The sequence below is a fragment of the Bacillus sp. VA13 genome (assembly GCF_055710085.1).
The window spans coordinates 255,040-273,805 of sequence record NZ_JBVQPP010000005.1 but is presented as its reverse complement, the minus strand read 5'-3'; the positions used below and the strand labels follow the sequence as shown (position 1 = coordinate 273,805).

Below are 18,766 nucleotides of genomic sequence, written 5' to 3'. Positions count from 1 at the left end.
GTTACCCCATGATTTTGATATAACAAGTCCGTGTACGCGGGCCGTCAAATTCACAGAAATAAATGCCCTGCCATGTTCCTAGAATCAGTCGGCCGTTTTCAATAATGACAAGCTGTGAAGCTCCCACCGTACTCGACTTCATGTGCGCAGCAGTATTGCCCTCCATGTGGCGGTCCAGCTCGTGTTCCCACGGATACACCTCATCAAATCTTCTGAGCATATCTGTTTTGACATCCGGATCGGCATTTTCATTAATTGTAATGCCCGCTGTCGTATGAGGACAATAAATCAGCGCAGCGCCGCTCGTTACACCTGTTTCTTGAAGAAACGCTTCCACCTCGCTGGTGATCTCAATCATTTCATCTCGTTTGCTCGTGTTGATTTGCAGTGTTTTCAGCATTTGTTTCTCCTTTCATTTGTCCGCTCTATTTGCTAATTCGTTCTGTGTTCTTTTTTTCCTGTTAAACCGCTCTCATAAACCTGATAAAAAATAAAAAACTCCAGTCTCTGGCTGGAGTTTAGCGCCATAGATATATTCTTGCTTCATACGGCTTTAACAGTACTGATGTCATGTGCTTATGCGGGTCTGTTTCCACATTTGACAATACGAGTGCGCCTGATGACAATGGCAATCCGGGGTGCTTGAATAAGGCCGGCGTTCCTGTCAGATTGACTGCAATCAGTGCAGTATGTCTATCGTTTTTCCGAAGATATGCAAAGATTTGCTGATCTTCCGGTAAAATGAGCGTATATGTCCCATTGATAAAAACATCGTATGTTTGGCGCAGCTTGATCAGGCTCTTGTAAAAGTGGTATACAGATGTTTTATCGTTTATTTGCGCCTCGGCGTTCAGCCATTTGTAATTCTCATTGGTTCCGATCCACGGCTCGGCTTCAGAAAATCCGGCGTATGGATCAGCATTCCATTGCATCGGCGTTCGTGAATTGTCCCTTCCCTTTTTCCAGACAATCTTTATCACGTCCTCGTGTGATGCGCCTTTCGCCGTTTCTATTTCATATAGGCGTTTCATTGCGACATCATCATAGTCCTCAATAGACGGAAATGCCACGTTTGTCATGCCGAGTTCCTGCCCCTGATAAATAAACGGTGTGCCTTTCATGAGAAAATAGACAGTGGCAAGCGCTTTTGCACTTTCCTTCAGGTACACTCCGTCATCTCCCCACACAGAAACAGAACGGGGCTGGTCGTGATTTTCCATAAACAAAGCATTCCAGCCGATCCCTTCAAGACTGTCCTGCCAGTCAGTTAGAATTCGTTTGAAGGAAGCGATATCAATGCTTTCATTGATCTCTACATCCCACAGGCCGAGATGCTCAAATTGAAAAATCATGCTGAAGATGCCGTTTTTTTCTCCAACCCAATCTGCCGATTCCTTTGCAGCGACACCGTTTGCCTCACCGACTGTCATAATCGGATAGCGGGAAAATGTGTTTTCTTTCAGCTCTCTTAGTAAATCCATTATGCCGTCAGCATTCATATGATAGGGGAAGGAAGGAACGCAGTCCAGCCCTTTTGGATTCGGCATATCGGGAAGCCCTTCTTTTTTCTTAATATGCGTAATGGCGTCCACCCGAAATCCGTCAATTCCTTTATCAAGCCACCAATTAATCATGTCGTAAACGGCATTTCTCACCTTTTCATTCTCCCAATTCAAATCAGGCTGTTTTTTATCAAAAAGGTGAAGATAATACTGGCTAGTCTTTTGATCATACTGCCATGCCGGCCCGCCGAAAATGCTTTCCCAATTGTTCGGCGCTTTTCCGTTTTTGCCGTCCTTCCAAATATACCAGTCACGCTTTTCGGAGTGTATGGATGAACGGGATTCGATAAACCATGGATGTTCGTCGCTTGTATGGTTCACGACAAGATCCATAATCAGCTTCATGCCCAGCTCATGAATGTCACCAAGCAGCTGGTCGAAATCCTCCATGGTGCCGAAATCGCTTAATATGTTTTTGTAATCCTTGATATCATAGCCGTTATCCGCATTGGGCGAATCATACAGCGGGCAAATCCAGATGACATCAGCGCCGAACTCTTTTATGTAATCAAGTTTGGATCTGATTCCTTGAATATCCCCGATTCCGTCGCCATTTGAATCTTTAAAACTGCGGGGGTAAATTTGGTAGACAACCGATTCCTTCCACCAAGCCTTTTTCATACAGCCACTCCCTTCTAAGTGTGTGGTCTATATATCTTATGTAGAAAAAAGGCTTTACAGCATTGCTTTTTCTGAAAACCGCCAGCCGTCATAAAAAAAACAGCCGTTCAATCTCCGGCTGCTTTTTATAAAAAGTCGGTTTTTTTAATTTCTACAAAACGGATGTGATGATCTTCGGCGTCGAGGATTTTAAATTCACACCCCTCCGCGTGTATCACATCTCCTGCTTTCAGCTCCATTTTTTGCGTCAGAAGCCAGCCTGCAATCGTATCAATTTCTTCGTTTTCAATCGCAATGTCGAACAGATCGTTTACTTCGTCTATTAACGCTTTTCCATCCATTACATAATGATGCTCGCCTTTTTTCAAAATATGCGGCGTTTCATCCTGATCATATTCATCGCGGATTTCCCCGACGATTTCCTCGATAATATCCTCGACAGTGACAAGCCCCGCCGTTCCCCCGTATTCATCTACGAGAATGGCCATGTGAATCCGCTCCTTCTGCATGCGAATCAAAAGCTGCTGAACAGGGATGCTTTCAATGACTCTGATGACAGGCCTCATAATCTGCTTCAGCTTAATCGGCTGTCCGAGAAAATAAGCTTTAAACATATCTTTGCTGTTGATGATCCCTAAAATATGATCTTTGTCTTCTTTAATGACAGGGTAACGTGTATACCGTTCATTAATGATGTGATGAATCGCTTCTTCAAGCGACTGCTCCAGAGAGATGACCGCAATTTCTGTCCGCGGAATCATAATCTCTCTTGCTACACGGTTGTCGAATTCAAAAATCTTATTCACATAGCGGAATTCAGACTGATTGATTTCTCCCTTTTCATAGCTTTCTGAAAGGATCAGCCTCAGTTCCTCCTCGCTTATGACAACCTCATGCTCCTTCACTGAATGAAAGCCAAACAATTTCACAAGAAAACTTGCAGAGCCGTTCAATGCTTTAATAAACGGATACGTGATTTTATAAAACCAGATCAGCGGCTTTGCAATCCATAAACTGACAGCTTCAGCCTTTTGAATGGAAACCGTTTTCGGGGCAAGCTCACCCATTACCACATGCAAAAAAGTGACGATGATAAATGCAATTACAAATGTGACAATGTGGTTAAACGGTTCCGGTATGCCTGTCGCTGTAAATAAGGGATGAAGAATGCGTTCAAATGTCGGTTCACCAAGCCATCCAAGGCCAAGAGCTGTAATCGTAATCCCGAGCTGGCAGGCTGATAAATACTCGTCAAGATTGGAGATGATTTTATGTGCGGCAAGCGCCCGGCTGTCACCGCTTTCGATGAGCTGATTGATTTTTGAACCTCTGATTTTGACGATTGCAAATTCCGCTGCAACGAAAACAGCCGTAATGCCGATCAAAACAAAAATGGCGATCAATTGTAAAATAAGCAAAAATAAACCCTTACCATAAATGGTAAGGGGCCACCTCCTTAACGTTAATTCTCATTACGACCGTTTAAGAAGATCATCACAAAGCGAAGAAGTTCAAACAGGGAAACCAAGGCGGCGGCCACATACGTTAAAGCGGCGGCGCTCAGCACTTTATTTACCCCATTCTCTTCATTGTTCCGGATGAATCCTTCTGACACAATAATTTGCTTCGCGCGTGAACTTGCATTGAATTCGACAGGCAATGTAATCAGCTGGAAAAAGACAGCGGCTGAAAATAGAATGATGCCAAGCCCGATCAAATTCAGGCTGCCGAGAAGCATACCTCCTAAGAAAAGCATAGGAGCTACACCGGATGCAAAATTCACGACTGGGAAGATTTTATGTCTCAGCACAAGCGCACCGTATGACTCCTGATGCTGCAAGGCATGTCCGACTTCATGGGAAGCTACGGAGATGGCGGAAATTGAGCGGCCATAATAGACCGGCTCAGATAAACGCACCACCCGTCTTGTCGGGTCGTAATGGTCTGTTAAAGTGCCTCTTACCGGTTCGACCGGCACGTCGTAAAGACCGTTTATATCTAAAATCCGTCTTGCCGTTTCTGCCCCTGTACGTCCGCTTGAGGCTTCCACTTTTGAATATTTTTCAAAGTTGCTCTTCACTTTAAATTGTGCCCAAAACGACAATCCCAATGCGGCTATTGTTAAAAATATAAACAGCATTTTTCATCATCCTTTTTCCATAATCAAATCTTTCTTTATTATAATTATTTTAATGAGTTTTCTTTTTCGTGTACAGAAAAGCGCTTCTTCTTCCGGCTTGGAGCACACATTCCAATCAGCAGAAAGAGCAGGCCTGCTGAAAACAAATAAAAGGCAAAGCTGCCGACAAGTTCTTTCAGAAAGCGAAGCCAGGAGAAGCTGCCGGAAAAGTGATTATATGAATTCAAATCGAAAATAAACAAAATCACCGCGGATGCCGCCAGCTGCGTACCGATCAAAACCACGATCGTTCTTTGAATGATCGTCATCTTTTTTCATCCTTTTTGTTTTAGTTTATGGAGAAATCCGTTTTATATGTTTTGTTCATTTTTTGAAAAACATCACCGGAAGTGGGACATACTGTTAGAAAAAAGCACGGGTGTGATGGAAGCCATGAAAGTGACGAGTGAGGAAAAGGAACAGCTGAGCACAGCAATCGACCTAATGAATGAAGGTCTGGACGCATTTATTCAGCTTTATAATGAATCGGAAATCGATGAGCCGCTTATTCAGCTTGATGATGATACAGCCGATTTAATGAAGCAGGCCCGAGATATGTACGGCCAGGAAAAGCTAAACGAGAAATTAAATACGATTATTAAACAGATTTTATCCATCTCATTATCTGAAGAAGGAGAAAAAGAATGAAATCAAATCGGATATTTATTTCATGGCTCAAATGGCCGTTATTTATCCGAATCGGGGTTATTATTTTATTTCTGATTCTATTGTTTGGCCAAATCATTTATATTCTTGAGCCGAAGCAGTTCACTTCGGTTTTTGAGGGCATTTGGTGGGCTGTCGTTACCGTTTCGACAGTTGGCTATGGAGATTATGTGCCGCACACGCCGCTGGGACAGGCGGCCGGAATACTGCTGATTTTGAGCGGGGCAAGCTTTGTCACTGCATATTTCGCCACGTTATCAGCGGCCGCATTCAGCAGACAGCACCGTTACATCGAAGGAAAAGTTGCTTACAAAGGGCGCGGCCACATCATTCTGATCGGGTGGAATGAAAAAACAAACCGGCTTCTGAAGGACCTGCAGTTTACGGCCCCTTCCAAAACGGTTGTACTGATCGATGAATCTTTAAAAGAAGGCCCGCTTATCGAAAACGTCCATTTCATACGCGGGCACGCAGCCGATGATGAGACACTGAAACGGGCCAATATTACTGAAGCGGAATCAGTGATGATTACAGCCGATCAGTATAAAAGTGAAGCTGAAGCAGATATGCTGTCAGTGCTGATTCTTTTATCAGTTAAAGGGCTTAATCCCCTTGCTTACTGCATCGTCGAGATTTTGACTGACCGGTTTGTCACCAATGCAGAGCGGGCAGGCGCTAATCAAATCATCGGAACTTCAGAATTTATCAGCCGGGCGATGCTGCAGCATTACCAAATCAAATTACGGCCGTCTAAACAGCAGAATGGAATCAATTTGACACTTGATCAGCATGTGAAGCTTCTTCCTGTTCCTGACGATCTAAGGGGAGCCGCTTACAAAACGTGTGTCCTCTATTTCCTTGATCACAACACGACAATTATCGGCGTACAAAAAGAGGAAGGGCCGATGATTTCCCCTCCTCCTACATACAAGGTGCTCGAAACAGACCAATTTCTTGCGATCTAATGCAGCAGAACATCCTCCAATTCTTTCACAAGGGAGGCGCCGATATCCAAATACGCCGGATCAATTTCCGCGTCGCGCCTTTCCGGCTCGGAAAATTGATTAAAGAGTGATTGGAAAGGACCTCCCTCGGCATAATCGTCAAGATCCGCCTGAAACACCTGCCTCAGCATAAACGGCGTTCCGATCCGAACAGCCGCCCCGCGTTCATCGAGACTGCCCTGTACCGCATTGACTGGAATCCTTAAAAACAAATAGCCATTTGTATCATCAATTTTATAATCAAAGTAGCCGTGATCGTATTCCCAGCCGCCGTTTATCACATAACCGAGCGGCTTCATTACTTGTTCCAATTCTTGAAGCAGAAAAGACTGCCCATCTATCGCGGAAGGTATTGGTATCATCAAAATGCCCCTTTTTCACTTATCCTGTCCTGCCGAACAAGACTTCATTCAGAGGCGCACTACATGGAAATCGTTGTTTCTTTGGTGCGGCTAACAGAAAAGAAAGCGCATTCAATTAAAAAGTAAACAGCCATTGCCGCTGCAAGCCCTGCAGCAGATTCCCATGAAACATAAACAACTGCGGCATAGAGTCCTAATTTAGTGAAAAGAGTATGAGATCGTTTTAACTTCATCATCCGGTGTACCGCATCGGTAAAAAGCGCAAGCGGCAAACCAATAAGAAGAAAGGCGTGGATGAAGAAGTGTGATAACGTGCCGCCAAAGTTTGAAGAAAACTCTGTATACACGGCATCGAAGGAGATGAGGATACTTAGAACAGCCGCAGAAAAACCGGCAATGATGAGATGCTTAACCATTTGTTTCATGAACATCAGCACCTTTCTGATTTTATAAAAAGGCCGACCGGCAAATGCCAGTCAGCTTTCTCACATTAATCTTCCAGACGTTTTTCGAGCTCAGCTTTTTTCTCTTCAAAGCCAGGTTTGCCAAGCAATGCAAACATATTGACTTTATATGCCTCTACTCCAGGCTGGTCAAACGGATTGACGCCAAGGAGATAACCGCTCATCGCGCAGGCTTTTTCGAAGAAGTATACAAGGTATCCAAAAGTATATGCATTCAGCTCAGGAATGTTGACGATTAAGTTCGGAACATTTCCGTCTGTATGAGCAAGCATCGTGCCCTGGAACGCTTTCTTGTTAACGAAATCTACCGTTTTTCCGGCTAAATAGTTTAAGCCGTCAAGATCGTTATCCGCTTCCTCGATTGTCAGCTCATGTTTAGGTTTCTCTACATTCAGTACCGTTTCGAATAAATCTCTGCGGCCTTCTTGTACATACTGGCCTAATGAATGAAGGTCTGTTGAATAGTTAGCTGAAGAAGGATAAATGCCCTTCTCATCTTTCCCTTCACTTTCTCCGAACAGCTGCTTCCACCATTCTGCAAAGTATTGTAGCGCCGGTTCATAGTTAATGAGCATTTCGATTGTTTTGCCCTTATTATAAAGCACATTGCGAACGACCGCATATTGGTATGCAGGGTTTTCTTCCAATTCAGATGTTGCAAAATCTTTGCTCGCATCCAGTGCGCCTTTCATCATGTCGTCAATGTTGACGCCGCTGACAGCAATCGGCAAGAGGCCTACAGCTGTTAATACAGAATAACGGCCGCCGACATCATCAGGAATGACAAATGATTCGAAGCCTTCTTCGTTAGATAGCGTTTTTAATGCGCCGCGCTCTTTATCAGTTGTCGCGTAAATCCGCGCTTTCGCTTCTTCTTTGCCGTATTTCTCTTCAAGAAGCTTGCGGAAAATACGGAAAGCGATTGCAGGTTCAGTTGTCGTACCTGATTTAGAAATCACATTAATAGAGAAGTCAACATCTTCAAGAAGATCCATGACATCTCTCATATAAGATGAACTGATGTTGTTTCCGATGAAAATAACTTGCGGATTGCCGCGTTTTGCTTTTGGCAAAGTGTTGTAAAACGCGTGATTAAGCGCTTCAATCGCAGCCCGCGCCCCAAGGTAAGAACCGCCGATGCCGACAACAAGCAATACATCAGAATCAGATTTGATTTTTTCCGCGCTTTTTTTAATGCGCGCGAATTCTTCTTTATCATAATGTTCAGGGAGGTCCACCCAGCCTAGAAAATCGCTGCCCGCGCCTGTTTTTTCATGAATATTATGGTGTGCTGTTTTTACAAAGTCCCGCAGGTATGTAAGTTCATGTTCGTTGAAGAAAGTCAACGCTTTTGAGTAGTCAAAGCGTACATGCGTCATTGCTTGTCCCTCCATAACGGTATAATGTTTTCATCTTTCACTTTATATGAACTTATCTGTGAAATCAAGTCAAGAAGAAAGGGCGGAATGACTGTATTCCGCCCTCTGGGTTTATAGAGACGCGCGAAGGATGGCGAGCACGTCATCTTTGTTCAGTTTTTGGAAGTTGCCGAAGCCGCCGTGTTCCATTTCTTTGGCTGCGATATCAGCAATCAGCTCAAGCTTTTCTTCTCCGATATTGTAATCGGCAAGTCGGGAAGGCGCGCCGAGGCTTGTCCAGAATGCAGACAGCTTGTCTATGCCTTCAAGCGCAATTTCTTTATCTGTTTTGCCTTCAGTATCAATGTCAAACATGTTGAGCATGAGGTTTTTAAAGCGGCCGACATTTGTATCAAGCGTGTATCTCATCCAGTTCGGGAACAGAATCGCCAGTCCGCCCGCATGCGGAATATCATACACAGCTGAAACAGCGTGTTCCATTGTATGAGAAGCCCAGTCGCCGAAGTAGCCCATTTGGAGCGTGCCGTTTAAAGCGATTGTACCTGCATACAAAATCGTTTCACGATGTTCGTAGTTTTCCAGGCCTTCAAGAAGCTTAGGAGCTGTTTCGATGACCGTCTGCAGAACCGCAAAACACATTCTGTCCTGAAGCGGCGTATTTTCAACATTATGGAAGTATTGTTCAAATACGTGGCTCATCATGTCAACCATGCCGTATACTGTTTGATTTTCTGGAACAGTGAACGTATTTTCAGGATCTAAAATCGAGAAACGCGGATGAGTCACATTGCTGCCCCAAACATATTTCTCGTTTGTTTCCCAGTTTGTAATTACGGAATCAGGGTTCATTTCAGAACCTGTCGCAGCAAGAGTTAAAACAGTGCCGAACGGCAGCGCATCTTCTGCTGTTACTTTTTTGCTGAAAATATCCCAAGCGTCGCCGTCGTATTTGACGCCGGCAGCAATCGCTTTTGTGCAGTCAATGACACTTCCGCCGCCGACAGCAAGCAGAAAATCAATGTCATGCTCTCTGCATAGGGCTATGCCTTTTTCCACTGTTGCAAGACGCGGGTTCGGCTCTACACCTGACAGCTCATGAACAATAGCGCCTTCTTCTTTTAAAATGCCTGTAACTTGATCATAGAGACCGTTGCGTTTAATGCTGCCGCCTCCGTAGACAAGCAGCACCTTCTTGCCGTATTGTTTTAATTCTTTTCTTAAATGTTCAATCTGACCTTTTCCGAAGATCAGCTTCGTCGGATTATAATAAGTGAAATTTTCCATTGTAAAACCTCCAAATAATGCTGGTAAAAAAACAGATTTTCCATTGTAACATAAGCAGGCAAAAAGAAAAAGGGAAGCAGCCAAACGGCTGTTTCCCCTTTTTTTATAGAGATGCTTTCAAAATGGCAAGCACATCTTCTTTGTTGAGCGATTTAAATTGGCCGAATGTACCGTTCGCCATAGCCTTGTCAGCAATTGTGTCAAGCTGCTCATCATTGATATCATAATCAGCAAGACGATTCGGAGCGCCAAGGCTTGTCCAGAACGCAGACAGCTTATCGATACCTTCAAGTGCGATTTCCTCATCTGTTTTACCAGCTTCTTCTACTCCAAACACGCGAACTGCAAGCTGTTTCATGCGGGCAGGGTTTTCAGACAATGTGTGTCTCATCCAGTTCGGGAACAGAATCGCCAGTCCGCCGGCATGAGGAATATCATAAACGGCTGATACTGCATGTTCAATATTATGAGTTGCCCAATCCCCTCTTGCACCCATAGAAAGCATGCCGTTTAATGCAATTGTTCCTGTGTACAGGATCGTCTCACGCAATTCGTAATTTTCGAGATCATTGATCAGCTTAGGCGCTGTTTCAATGACTGTGCGCAGAAGTGATTCACACATACGGTCCTGATACGGCGTGTTTGATACATGATGGAAGTATTGTTCGAATACGTGGCTCATCATGTCAACCATACCATAGATCGTGTGATTTTTAGGAACGGTGAACGTATTCACCGGATCAAGAATCGAGAATTTAGGGAATACGAGCGGGCTGCCCCAGCCGTATTTTTCTTTTGTTTCCCAGTTTGTAATAACCGAGCCTGAGTTCATTTCAGAACCAGTTGCAGCAAGAGTCAATACGGTTCCGAATGGCAAAGCATCCTTCGGCTGATGTTTTTTCGTGACGATATCCCACGCATCACCATCATACTTCGCTCCTGCGGCAATCGCTTTTGTACAGTCGATGACACTTCCGCCGCCGACAGCCAGCAAGAAACCAATGTTATGTTCTTTGCAGATGGCAACACCCTTATTAACAGTCGACACACGCGGATTCGGTTCTACACCTGCTAATTCATGCACGGTCACTCCGGCTTTATTCAGCTGTTCAATCACTTGGTCATACAGGCCGCTGCGTTTAATGCTTCCGCCTCCGTAGACAAGCAATACGTTTTTCCCGTACGGTTTGAGTTCCTCTGGCAGTCTTTCCACTTCTCCGCGCCCGAAAATTAATTTGGTCGGATTCCAGTATGTAAAGTTTTGCATGACATCTCCTCCTTAGATTTTTTATTATGCAGAATGTCCTCACTACATGTAAAGCAATCAGCTCTCACCGGCCAACATATGGCATGGTTTTATATGGCAAGATGCTGGGAAAGAAACTGATATAGGTGAGGGCAGACCTGTTTCCCTCAATATGGAGAATGCATGTATAGATTCTCCAATATGTCACAATCTATAACTGTTTTAATAATTCATGGAGGAGGTTGCAAAACATGAGTACCATCCAAAGAATTTGTCTTGTTTTAACGATCATTGGCGCTATTAACTGGGGACTGATCGGATTTTTCCAATTTGACTTAGTAGCGGCCATCTTCGGCGGCCAAGGGTCAGCCCTTTCCCGCATCATTTACGGACTTGTCGGAATCGCCGGCTTAATCAACCTCGGTCTGCTGTTTAAACCAAACGAGGAAAGATCACGTGAAGAGGCAGCAAATCCTGAAATGCGATAGGATAAAAAAGCACCGAACATTCCTGTCCGGTGCTTCAGCGAGTTGACAAACCTTCGCATTCGTTGTCAGGTCTGTGCGTCGGTGCTCACGAATTGTACATTCGCTGTGCTCCAATGCTCGCCCTTCCTAGACTTCAAAGGTTTTCAATCACGCTGAAAAAAGAAACAAAAGCACCGGACATTCCTGCCCGGTGCTTTTTTCATGCTTATTTTTTGATAAGGTCTTTGCGGTTGGACATTTCGATCCACTCTTCAAGCTTATCTTTTAATGTGTTGAAACCTTGTGGTGTAGAAGCTTCTTCGCTTACTTGCGCAGCTTTAGGTTTTCTTGGTTTGCTTTCTTTTTTCTCAGGCGCAGCTTGTGTCGCACGAATTGAAAGGCTGATTTTTCCTTTTTCTTCATCAACAGCAAGTACTTTTACTTGTACTTCGTCGCCAACTGAAAGGTGCTCGTTGATATCTTTTACGAAACCGTGAGTCACTTCAGAAATGTGTACTAAACCTTGAGTTTCTTCATCTAATGCAACAAACGCACCATACGCTTGTAATCCTGTAACTTTACCAGTGTAAACACTGCCCACTTCAAATTTTGCTGCCATTCATAACAACTCCTAAGTTAAATTAAATATCTGTTTATACGCAATTTAAAATTATATCACACATGTCTTATTTCCGCAAAGAAAACTTTTTATTAAAAAATCAGGTTTATGCACAGCAAAAAGGGGGTAAACTGAAAATACCAAAGGCTTTCTAGTATTCCCCCCTTTTATTGGATGCGAACAAAAGGTTCGTATCTTTTTTTATGTTGTTTTATGCAGGAAGCGTTTCATTCTGACTAACGCTTCTTGAAGCTGTTCGATCGAGGTTGCGTATGAACAGCGGATATACCCTTCACCGCTCGGACCAAACACACTTCCCGGAACAACAGCCACTTTTTCCTGCGTCAGAAGCTCTTCGGCAAACTGCTCCGAGCTCATTCCCGTGCTTTTGATGGATGGAAAAGCATAGAAAGCGCCGCCCGGATGATGACAGCTGAGGCCGATTTCATTGAGCGTTTCCACAAACAAATTCCGTCTTCTTCGGTAGCTTTTTTTCATTTTTTCTACGTCTTCCATGCCGTTCTTCAAGCCTTCAAGGGCGGCAAACTGCGCCATTGCCGGCGCGCACATCATCGCATACTGGTGAATTTTAAGCATTGCATCCCGAAGCACAGGTGGTGCTGCGGCAAAACCGAGCCTCCAGCCCGTCATCGCAAACGCTTTTGAAAAACCTGAGATGACAACCGTCCGTTCCTTCATTCCCGGTAAAGCCGCTATGCTTGTAAATTCCTCATCATATGTCAGCTCCGCGTAGATCTCGTCGGCTAAGACGATGACATCATGTTTTTTGGCAAACTCAGCAATCTCATTCAGCTCTTCCTTCGAATAAACCGAACCTGTCGGATTCGATGGCGAGCAGATGAGAATGGCTTTTGTTTTTTCAGTGACTGCCGCTTCAAAATCCGCAGCCGTTGCTTTAAATCCTTTGTCTGCCGTTGTATGAACGTGAACCGGGATGCCTCCTGCCAAGGAAACAAGCGCATCGTACGCCACAAAACACGGCTCAGGAATGATGACTTCCTCACCTGGATTCACAATGGCGCGGATCGCAATATCCAAAGCTTGACTTGCTCCTACTGTCACAATCAGTTCATTGTCTGGCGAATAGCTAAGGTCAAACCTGCTGCTCAAATAACGGCTGATTTCTTCTCGCAATGAGTATAAGCCGGCATTTGCAGTGTATGACGTATATCCTTGTTCAAGGGAGAGAATGCTTGCTTCGCGGACATTCCATGCGGTAACAAAATCAGGTTCGCCGACGCCTAAAGAAATGACGCCTTCCATCGTTGCCGCCAAATCAAAGAATTTGCGGATGCCGGACGGCTTTATTTGTTGTACATAGTCAGATAAATACGAAGTCATTTACGGTGACACCACGATTCTTTTGTCGTCGTCTCCTGTTTCAAACACTTTGCCGTCATGCTTGTATTTTTTCAGGATAAAATGGGTTGTCGTAGATACAACTGAATCAAGCGTGGATAGTTTATCTGAAACAAAACGCGCTACGTCAGACATCGAATTGCCGCGAATCACGACAGACAAATCGTACACGCCTGACATCAGGTAAACTGATTCAACCTCTTGGAACCGGTAAATCCGTTCCGCCACTTCATCAAAACCGACTCCCCGCTTCGGCGTTACTTTAACGTCAATCATGGCTGTGACGCCTTCATGTCCGTCGACTTTTCGCCAGTCAATCATAGCGGAATAATCGATGATAACCTTTTCTTTTTCCAGCTTGTCAATAATTGTTTGTACTTCATTTACAGGGATACCCGCCATCTTTGCGATTGTTTCTAAATCGGCGCGGCTGTTTTCGTCTAAAATTTCTAATATTTCTGTTTCTTTTTCTGTCAATTTCATTCGATTCACACCTTTGCAATGTCAAGAAATCTCATGACATTATATCACGTTTTTTGACGAATGCTAAGAAAAAACGAGGAGAAACTTCCGCTAGAATTGACAATTTCAGGGCACAATACAGACATCACATGAAAGGGAGTGACATAGAATGGAGGCGGTTTCACCAACAAGGCGGCTTACAGTCGATGGCGTAAATGTATACTACGAACATTATCAAAATCCGGGCAGGCACACGCTGGTTTGCATACATGGTTTTTTATCGTCTGCTTTCAGCTTCAGAAAAGTCATCCCTCTCCTTCGGGACAGGTACGACATCATCGCGCTTGATCTGCCTCCTTTCGGCCAATCTGAAAAATCAAGAACTTTTATCTATACCTATCAAAACCTCGCTAAGCTTGTCATTGGGATTTTGGAACACTTGCAAGTCAAGCAGGCTGCGCTTGTCGGCCATTCTATGGGCGGACAGATTTCGCTGGCCGCTGCTCTCCAAAAGCCGGAGCTTTTTTCAAAGGTTGTGCTGCTTTGCAGTTCAGGGTATTTAAAACGTTCGCACCCATCGATCATTTTCGGGACCCACCTCCCGTATTTTCATCTTTATATCAAGCGCTGGCTTTCGAAAGAAGGCGTGATGAAAAATTTATTAAATGTTGTGCATGACAAATCGCTGATCGATGAAGAAATGATTGACGGCTATGGCAGGCCGTTTCAAGACGAGCAGATTTTCAAAGCCATGACAAGGTTTATCCGTCATAGAGAAGGAGATTTAGAACCCGAGCAATTAAAGAAAATGAACAAGCCTGCTTTATTGATTTGGGGCGAGGAGGACCGAATCGTCCCTGTGGAGATTGGTAAACGGCTGCACGGAGATTTGCCCGATTCCGTGCTGTACTCACTAGGTCAGACTGGACATCTGGTGCCTGAGGAACGGCCTGAATTCGTTTCCGAACACATTGCAGAGTTTATCAAATAACAAAAAAACCGGTGCTGAACCGGTTTTTTAAGGCGTGCAGGAGCTGCTGTCTTTAATGAATAAAAGCTGGCCAGCCACTTCCCGGCAACTGTCAATCGGCAGCGTTTGTTCAAAAGAAGCTTCAAATATATGCTGAATGCTTTTTGCCAGCACGTCGGGATCGTCTTCATCATAGACAGCCTGCACGACATCAACAGCCTCCGTTTCGTAAAACTCTTCTCCATATTTAAACGGGTCCCATTTGGCAATGATCTTGATCATTTCCCTGACCGCTTGACTTTCTTCCATATTTATCACCGCTTATAATAAAATTTGCAGTTCAATTTTATCATAGTTACGTTAAGAAGAATAAACATACATGAGGGGGTAACAGAATGAACTTTGATAAACGAGAAGAACGCCTTGGCACCCAATCGGTCAAATGGGACAAAGCAGGCGAATTATTCGGCGTGACAGACGCACTCCCGATGTGGGTGGCGGATATGGATTTTCGCGCGCCGGAAGCGATAACTGAAGCATTAAAAGTGCGCCTTGACCACGGGATTTTCGGTTATACGGCTCCAGATCAAAAAACGAAGGATGCTGTGTGCGGATGGATGCAAAACAGGCACGGCTGGAAGGTGAACCCAGAAAGCATCACATTCAGCCCGGGCGTTGTCACAGCTTTGGGCATGGCGGTACAAGCTTTTACAGAGCCTGAAGACCAAGTGGTTGTCCAGCCTCCTGTTTATACACCTTTTTACCATATGATTGAGAAAAACGGCCGGCGCATTTTACATAATCCGCTGCAAAAAAAAGACGGCACGTATGCAATGGATTTTGAAGATTTGGAGACGAAGCTTTGTGATCCAAGCGTCAAATTGTTTATTTTATGCAATCCTCATAACCCTTCAGGACGTTCATGGGGACGGGAAGATTTACTGAAGCTCGGCGAATTGTGTCTTGAGCATGGGGTTACAGTTGTGTCGGATGAAATCCATTCCGACCTCATGCTGTACGGACATAAACACACGCCGTTCGCTTCTCTCTCTGACGATTTCGCGGAGATATCTGTGACATGTGCTGCACCAAGCAAAACATTTAATATCGCCGGATTGCAGGCGTCGGCCATCATTATTCCGGACCGGCTGAAGCGCGCCAAGTTTTCCGCAAGCTTGCAGCGCAATGGTTTAGGTGGACTGAACGCATTTGCCGTCACAGCGATCGAAGCTGCTTACTCAAAAGGCGGACCATGGCTCGATGAATTGATCTCTTACCTTGAGAAAAACATGAACGAAGCTGAAGCCTTTTTGAGCACCGAGCTGCCGAAAGTCAAAATGATGAAGCCGGACGCATCTTACCTGATCTGGCTCGACTTCAGCGCTTACGGCTTGTCCGACGCGGAGCTTCAGCAAAGGATGCTGAAAAAAGGAAAAGTTATTTTAGAGCCCGGAACGAAATACGGGCCTGGCGGAGAAGGATTTATGCGCCTGAACGCGGGATGCTCTCTCGCAACCTTGCAGGACGGCCTGCGCCGCATCAAAGCAGCCTTAGCGTAAAATATAGCCTGTTAAACGCCTTTACGTCTACATTCGTAAAGGCGTTCTTTATAAAGGAATTTTATATTTTACTTCTAATATTTAGTGTTATAATAGATTCATATTTTATACGAAAGGATTTCACACGAATGGAAATTCTAAAAGACTATCTCCTGCATATCTGCTTTATTTTGTTTCCTATTCTTCTCTACCAAGTGTTTTGGCTTGGAAAGCCGGCGATCCTTGTGCCCAAAATAAACAGCGGGTTGGTCACGTTATTCGCCTGCGGCGCCTCTGTTTTATGCATTATATTCCCTATTCATGAAATGGACTACATACAATACGGCCTTCAGATGATTCCCGTTATCATTTGTTTATTTTACATTAGTACTGCTTCCGGCCTTACAGTCGCCGCAGCTGTCTTATGTTTTGAACTGCTGTTTTACGAACCTTCCGCAATGTTTGTTTTCACTTTGCTGCCTTTTCTTATCATCATCCCAATCTTATTTCAGAAAAAATGGCCATTCATGTCCAAAGCGAAAAAACTGCTGCTGTCTTTGTTGATCAGCTGCTTGGAGATCTTCTTATTTTTCGCCTCCAGCTGGATTTTTTCCGCCTTGAATATTTTAAATTTTCAAAAATCAGGAATTTTACTTTTTGAGGCAGCTGTCTCAGGGCTGTTCCGCTCCAGCGTTCTTCTTTTAAGCATCTATATTATAGAAAGCATCGCCGAAAATATCGCCCTGCGTTCACAGCTTATCCATTCAGAAAAAATGACGATTGTGAGTGAACTGGCAGCGAGCGTCGCTCATGAAGTCAGGAATCCACTGACAGTTGTCCGCGGGTTTGTCCAGCTGCTTTTTAATGACGAAACCCTTCAGAACAAGTCGAGTGCGGATTACAAAAAGCTTGTACTGTCAGAGCTTGATCGGGCGCAAGACATTATTACAAACTATCTCGATATGGCCAAACAGCAATTGTACGAAAAAGAGGTCTTTGATTTATCAGCTCTTATCAAAGAGACAAGCTCCCTTATGGTGTCGTATGCCAATTACAAGTCTGTAACCGTCGAGGCTGAAGCAGAGCCGGACCTTTTTATATACGGAGATGCAACAAAGCTGAAGCAGGCTGTCATCAACCTGATGAAAAACAGCATTGAAGCCGTTCCCCACGGGAAGGGGTTGATCCACATATCAGCCAAAAGAAGCGGCCATACGATTACGATTAACATCTCAGATAATGGAGTCGGCATGACAGACAATCAAATGCAAAAACTCGGCGAACCTTATTACTCATTAAAAACGAACGGAACGGGACTCGGGCTTACTGTGACCTTTTCAATTATTGAACATCATCACGGGACCATTTCTTTTAACAGCAGCTTCCAAAGAGGCACCACGGTGACAATTAAGCTTCCCGCTGATCTTCCTCACTAGCAAATCGATTGGAACTTTTATAGAATAAATGCGAGGTGATGAAAGATGAGCACGTTTGAAACTGGCTCTATCGTTAAAGGATTTTACAAAACAGGTGTATACATAGGAGAAATTACTGCTTGCAGGCCACAGCATTATTTAGTGAAAATCAAAGCGGTTCTCACCCATCCCACTCAAGGAGACCTTCATCATCCAAAACAGGCTGATGTGCCTTTTTTTCATGAGAGAAAAGCGCTCGCATACGGCGAACAGACCAATATCCCCCATCATATGGTGAAGCCATATGACGGTGAAGTGCCGGATTATACCGAGTCTCTTCGGGAGGCGGCAGCACAACTGAGAGCCAAATTGAATGAGGATGGTTCGGAGTGGGCAAAGCGCTCCCTGAATAATCTGGACGTTTTAGAAAAAGAATATTTTAACCGGCCATAGCCCAGTCTGACAAAAGATTGGGTTTTTTATGTTGCGCGCTTGAACAGTTCCGATAAATCGATTCTTTCGCCGATTGTCGGAGGTTTTGGCTTTTCGAGATACTGCTTATCCTGCTCGACAAGCTTAAAAAGCTTATAAGCAGTGAGGGCGTCATCAAGCGCTTTATGATGGGTGCCGGTTCCGGTATCTCCATACTCTTCGGCAGCTTTCCATAAACCCGTGAGCGTGCGGTCTCCAAAAAAGTTTTTGTATTCAAGCGATAAATCTCTCATTTCTCCTTTAAATGGGAAAGGAATATGGTTAAACATACAATTTTGCTTCAGAACTTTCATGTCCATGTTTCCCCACGTAATAATCGTGCTGTTTTTCTCAGGATCAAGCTCGTTTAGTTTACGGATAAAATCTTCGAACCTCATCCCCTCGTCTACCTGCTTTTGTGTTATTTTTAAAAATGATTTACAGCGTTTCGTCAGCTTCGGGAATTTTTTCGGTTTGATATAGCTAGAAAACGTCTCAACTACTTCATCATCAACCGACTTTACAATTCCTGCTTCAATGATTTCCGGGAAAAAGTTTTGCGGGCTGTACTTTCCTTCGGGCATCGTAAATTCGAAATCAATAATGAGTAAGCTGTTTGTCGTCACCTTTTTACACCTGCCTTTCCTCCGATCAGAAAATGCTATCTTTATAGTATA

General features: G+C 44.3%; 22 protein-coding genes and 1 pseudogene. 7 read left to right on the top strand and 16 right to left on the bottom strand.

Annotated elements, in window-relative coordinates; genetic code table 11:
• Position 1: 1 nt before the first annotated feature.
• From AC0C66_RS19000 to AC0C66_RS18975, 6 genes and pseudogenes are all read right to left on the bottom strand, one after another.
• A complete protein-coding gene (locus tag AC0C66_RS19000) occupies positions 2-400 on the bottom strand; it encodes a secondary thiamine-phosphate synthase enzyme YjbQ (RefSeq protein ID WP_072182189.1) in 399 nt (132 codons plus the stop codon).
• A pseudogene (locus AC0C66_RS18995) lies at positions 360-492 on the bottom strand (hypothetical protein). Before AC0C66_RS18995 ends, AC0C66_RS19000 begins: the two are co-directional and overlap by 41 nt.
• A 26-nt stretch (positions 493-518) precedes the next feature.
• Positions 519-2,183 (bottom strand): glycoside hydrolase family 13 protein, encoded by a 1,665-nt coding sequence (locus tag AC0C66_RS18990; RefSeq protein WP_461845900.1) that lies wholly within the window; start codon positions 2,181-2,183, stop codon positions 519-521.
• 125 nt (positions 2,184-2,308) lie between these two features.
• Positions 2,309-3,601, bottom strand: coding sequence for a hemolysin family protein (locus AC0C66_RS18985; protein ID WP_014114949.1), 1,293 nt, complete (start codon positions 3,599-3,601; stop codon positions 2,309-2,311).
• Positions 3,602-3,645: 44 nt separating this feature from the next.
• Complete coding sequence (locus AC0C66_RS18980) at positions 3,646-4,323, bottom strand: zinc metallopeptidase (RefSeq protein WP_003220791.1); 678 nt, start codon at positions 4,321-4,323, stop codon at positions 3,646-3,648.
• Positions 4,324-4,367: 44 nt separating this feature from the next.
• Positions 4,368-4,631, bottom strand: a complete 264-nt coding sequence (locus tag AC0C66_RS18975) for a YuzI family membrane protein (protein ID WP_014114950.1) — start codon at positions 4,629-4,631, stop codon at positions 4,368-4,370.
• Positions 4,632-4,677: 46 nt separating this feature from the next.
• Between AC0C66_RS18975 and mstX the strand changes: the two genes are divergently transcribed.
• On the top strand, positions 4,678-5,010 hold the full coding sequence (gene mstX / locus AC0C66_RS18970) for a biofilm formation protein MstX (protein WP_461845899.1): 333 nt from the start codon (positions 4,678-4,680) through the stop codon (positions 5,008-5,010).
• Positions 5,007-5,993 (top strand): potassium channel family protein, encoded by a 987-nt coding sequence (locus tag AC0C66_RS18965; protein WP_072182187.1) that lies wholly within the window; start codon positions 5,007-5,009, stop codon positions 5,991-5,993. Before mstX ends, AC0C66_RS18965 begins: the two co-directional genes overlap by 4 nt.
• On the opposite strand, the gene AC0C66_RS18960 is transcribed toward AC0C66_RS18965, so the two are convergent.
• From AC0C66_RS18960 to AC0C66_RS18940, 5 genes are all read right to left on the bottom strand, one after another.
• On the bottom strand, positions 5,990-6,394 hold the full coding sequence (locus AC0C66_RS18960) for a YugN-like family protein (RefSeq protein WP_014114953.1): 405 nt from the start codon (positions 6,392-6,394) through the stop codon (positions 5,990-5,992). The two genes, AC0C66_RS18965 and AC0C66_RS18960, sit on opposite strands and share 4 nt — an antisense overlap.
• Positions 6,395-6,453: 59 nt before the next feature.
• Positions 6,454-6,825, bottom strand: a complete 372-nt coding sequence (locus tag AC0C66_RS18955; RefSeq protein WP_088679795.1) for a hypothetical protein — start codon at positions 6,823-6,825, stop codon at positions 6,454-6,456.
• Between the two features lie 59 nt (positions 6,826-6,884).
• Positions 6,885-8,237 carry a glucose-6-phosphate isomerase gene (locus AC0C66_RS18950; RefSeq protein ID WP_003220778.1) on the bottom strand — a complete coding sequence of 451 codons (1,353 nt, stop codon included), beginning with the start codon at positions 8,235-8,237 and terminating at the stop codon, positions 6,885-6,887.
• A 111-nt stretch (positions 8,238-8,348) separates the two neighbouring features.
• Positions 8,349-9,521 carry an iron-containing alcohol dehydrogenase gene (locus AC0C66_RS18945; RefSeq protein ID WP_072182186.1) on the bottom strand — a complete coding sequence of 391 codons (1,173 nt, stop codon included), beginning with the start codon at positions 9,519-9,521 and terminating at the stop codon, positions 8,349-8,351.
• Between the two features lie 103 nt (positions 9,522-9,624).
• Positions 9,625-10,788: an iron-containing alcohol dehydrogenase gene (locus AC0C66_RS18940; RefSeq protein WP_461845898.1), complete on the bottom strand. Its 1,164-nt coding sequence runs from the start codon at positions 10,786-10,788 to the stop codon at positions 9,625-9,627.
• 230 nt (positions 10,789-11,018) lie between these two features.
• Between AC0C66_RS18940 and AC0C66_RS18935 the strand changes: the two genes are divergently transcribed.
• The gene (locus AC0C66_RS18935; RefSeq protein ID WP_003220771.1) at positions 11,019-11,255 is read left to right on the top strand and encodes a DUF378 domain-containing protein; all 237 of its coding nucleotides are present in this window, start codon (positions 11,019-11,021) and stop codon (positions 11,253-11,255) included.
• A gap of 205 nt (positions 11,256-11,460) precedes the next feature.
• On the opposite strand, the gene yugI is transcribed toward AC0C66_RS18935, so the two are convergent.
• From yugI to AC0C66_RS18920, 3 genes are all read right to left on the bottom strand, one after another.
• Positions 11,461-11,853, bottom strand: a complete 393-nt coding sequence (gene yugI / locus AC0C66_RS18930) for a S1 domain-containing post-transcriptional regulator GSP13 (RefSeq protein ID WP_003228864.1) — start codon at positions 11,851-11,853, stop codon at positions 11,461-11,463.
• A gap of 201 nt (positions 11,854-12,054) precedes the next feature.
• Complete coding sequence (locus AC0C66_RS18925; RefSeq protein WP_014114958.1) at positions 12,055-13,215, bottom strand: aminotransferase; 1,161 nt, start codon at positions 13,213-13,215, stop codon at positions 12,055-12,057.
• Entirely contained in the window at positions 13,216-13,716 is a 501-nt protein-coding gene (locus tag AC0C66_RS18920) for an Lrp/AsnC family transcriptional regulator (RefSeq protein WP_003220765.1), read from the bottom strand.
• A 148-nt stretch (positions 13,717-13,864) separates the two neighbouring features.
• Between AC0C66_RS18920 and AC0C66_RS18915 the strand changes: the two genes are divergently transcribed.
• The gene (locus AC0C66_RS18915) at positions 13,865-14,686 is read left to right on the top strand and encodes an alpha/beta fold hydrolase (RefSeq protein ID WP_014114960.1); all 822 of its coding nucleotides are present in this window, start codon (positions 13,865-13,867) and stop codon (positions 14,684-14,686) included.
• 27 nt (positions 14,687-14,713) lie between these two features.
• Here AC0C66_RS18915 and AC0C66_RS18910 read toward each other — a convergent pair whose 3' ends face one another.
• Positions 14,714-14,974: a YugE family protein gene (locus AC0C66_RS18910; RefSeq protein ID WP_014114961.1), complete on the bottom strand. Its 261-nt coding sequence runs from the start codon at positions 14,972-14,974 to the stop codon at positions 14,714-14,716.
• A gap of 86 nt (positions 14,975-15,060) precedes the next feature.
• On the opposite strand from AC0C66_RS18910, the gene patB reads away from it, so the two are divergent.
• The 3 genes from patB (at position 15,061) to kapB (ending at position 18,071) form a co-directional block, all read left to right on the top strand.
• Entirely contained in the window at positions 15,061-16,224 is a 1,164-nt protein-coding gene (patB, locus tag AC0C66_RS18905) for a cystathionine beta-lyase PatB (protein WP_461845897.1), read from the top strand.
• A 128-nt stretch (positions 16,225-16,352) separates the two neighbouring features.
• Positions 16,353-17,639: a sporulation sensor histidine kinase KinB gene (gene kinB, locus AC0C66_RS18900; RefSeq protein WP_090557178.1), complete on the top strand. Its 1,287-nt coding sequence runs from the start codon at positions 16,353-16,355 to the stop codon at positions 17,637-17,639.
• 45 nt (positions 17,640-17,684) lie between these two features.
• Positions 17,685-18,071: a kinase-associated lipoprotein KapB gene (gene kapB, locus AC0C66_RS18895; protein WP_061188042.1), complete on the top strand. Its 387-nt coding sequence runs from the start codon at positions 17,685-17,687 to the stop codon at positions 18,069-18,071.
• 26 nt (positions 18,072-18,097) lie between these two features.
• Here kapB and kapD read toward each other — a convergent pair whose 3' ends face one another.
• Entirely contained in the window at positions 18,098-18,715 is a 618-nt protein-coding gene (kapD, locus tag AC0C66_RS18890) for a 3'-5' exonuclease KapD (RefSeq protein WP_014114965.1), read from the bottom strand.
• Between the last annotated feature and the right edge of the window lie 51 nt (positions 18,716-18,766).

What these genes read in the sequence shown, in the direction of transcription:
- AC0C66_RS18975 (WP_014114950.1), bottom strand. Translation starts at nt 4,631, where the DNA reads ATGACGATCATTCAAAGAACGATCGTGGTTTTGATCGGTACGCAGCTG.
- AC0C66_RS18940 (WP_461845898.1), bottom strand. Translation starts at nt 10,788, where the DNA reads ATGCAAAACTTTACATACTGGAATCCGACCAAATTAATTTTCGGGCGC.
- AC0C66_RS18960 (WP_014114953.1), bottom strand. Translation starts at nt 6,394, where the DNA reads ATGATACCAATACCTTCCGCGATAGATGGGCAGTCTTTTCTGCTTCAA.
- kapB (WP_061188042.1), top strand. Translation starts at nt 17,685, where the DNA reads ATGAGCACGTTTGAAACTGGCTCTATCGTTAAAGGATTTTACAAAACA.
- yugI (WP_003228864.1), bottom strand. Translation starts at nt 11,853, where the DNA reads ATGGCAGCAAAATTTGAAGTGGGCAGTGTTTACACTGGTAAAGTTACA.
- AC0C66_RS18945 (WP_072182186.1), bottom strand. Translation starts at nt 9,521, where the DNA reads ATGGAAAATTTCACTTATTATAATCCGACGAAGCTGATCTTCGGAAAA.
- AC0C66_RS18920 (WP_003220765.1), bottom strand. Translation starts at nt 13,716, where the DNA reads ATGAAATTGACAGAAAAAGAAACAGAAATATTAGAAATTTTAGACGAA.
- AC0C66_RS18950 (WP_003220778.1), bottom strand. Translation starts at nt 8,237, where the DNA reads ATGACGCATGTACGCTTTGACTACTCAAAAGCGTTGACTTTCTTCAAC.
- patB (WP_461845897.1), top strand. Translation starts at nt 15,061, where the DNA reads ATGAACTTTGATAAACGAGAAGAACGCCTTGGCACCCAATCGGTCAAA.
- AC0C66_RS18990 (WP_461845900.1), bottom strand. Translation starts at nt 2,183, where the DNA reads ATGAAAAAGGCTTGGTGGAAGGAATCGGTTGTCTACCAAATTTACCCC.
- AC0C66_RS18915 (WP_014114960.1), top strand. Translation starts at nt 13,865, where the DNA reads ATGGAGGCGGTTTCACCAACAAGGCGGCTTACAGTCGATGGCGTAAAT.
- AC0C66_RS18935 (WP_003220771.1), top strand. Translation starts at nt 11,019, where the DNA reads ATGAGTACCATCCAAAGAATTTGTCTTGTTTTAACGATCATTGGCGCT.
- AC0C66_RS18910 (WP_014114961.1), bottom strand. Translation starts at nt 14,974, where the DNA reads ATGGAAGAAAGTCAAGCGGTCAGGGAAATGATCAAGATCATTGCCAAA.
- kinB (WP_090557178.1), top strand. Translation starts at nt 16,353, where the DNA reads ATGGAAATTCTAAAAGACTATCTCCTGCATATCTGCTTTATTTTGTTT.
- AC0C66_RS18980 (WP_003220791.1), bottom strand. Translation starts at nt 4,323, where the DNA reads ATGCTGTTTATATTTTTAACAATAGCCGCATTGGGATTGTCGTTTTGG.
- AC0C66_RS18955 (WP_088679795.1), bottom strand. Translation starts at nt 6,825, where the DNA reads ATGTTCATGAAACAAATGGTTAAGCATCTCATCATTGCCGGTTTTTCT.
- AC0C66_RS18925 (WP_014114958.1), bottom strand. Translation starts at nt 13,215, where the DNA reads ATGACTTCGTATTTATCTGACTATGTACAACAAATAAAGCCGTCCGGC.
- AC0C66_RS18965 (WP_072182187.1), top strand. Translation starts at nt 5,007, where the DNA reads ATGAAATCAAATCGGATATTTATTTCATGGCTCAAATGGCCGTTATTT.
- AC0C66_RS19000 (WP_072182189.1), bottom strand. Translation starts at nt 400, where the DNA reads ATGCTGAAAACACTGCAAATCAACACGAGCAAACGAGATGAAATGATT.
- mstX (WP_461845899.1), top strand. Translation starts at nt 4,678, where the DNA reads ATGTTTTGTTCATTTTTTGAAAAACATCACCGGAAGTGGGACATACTG.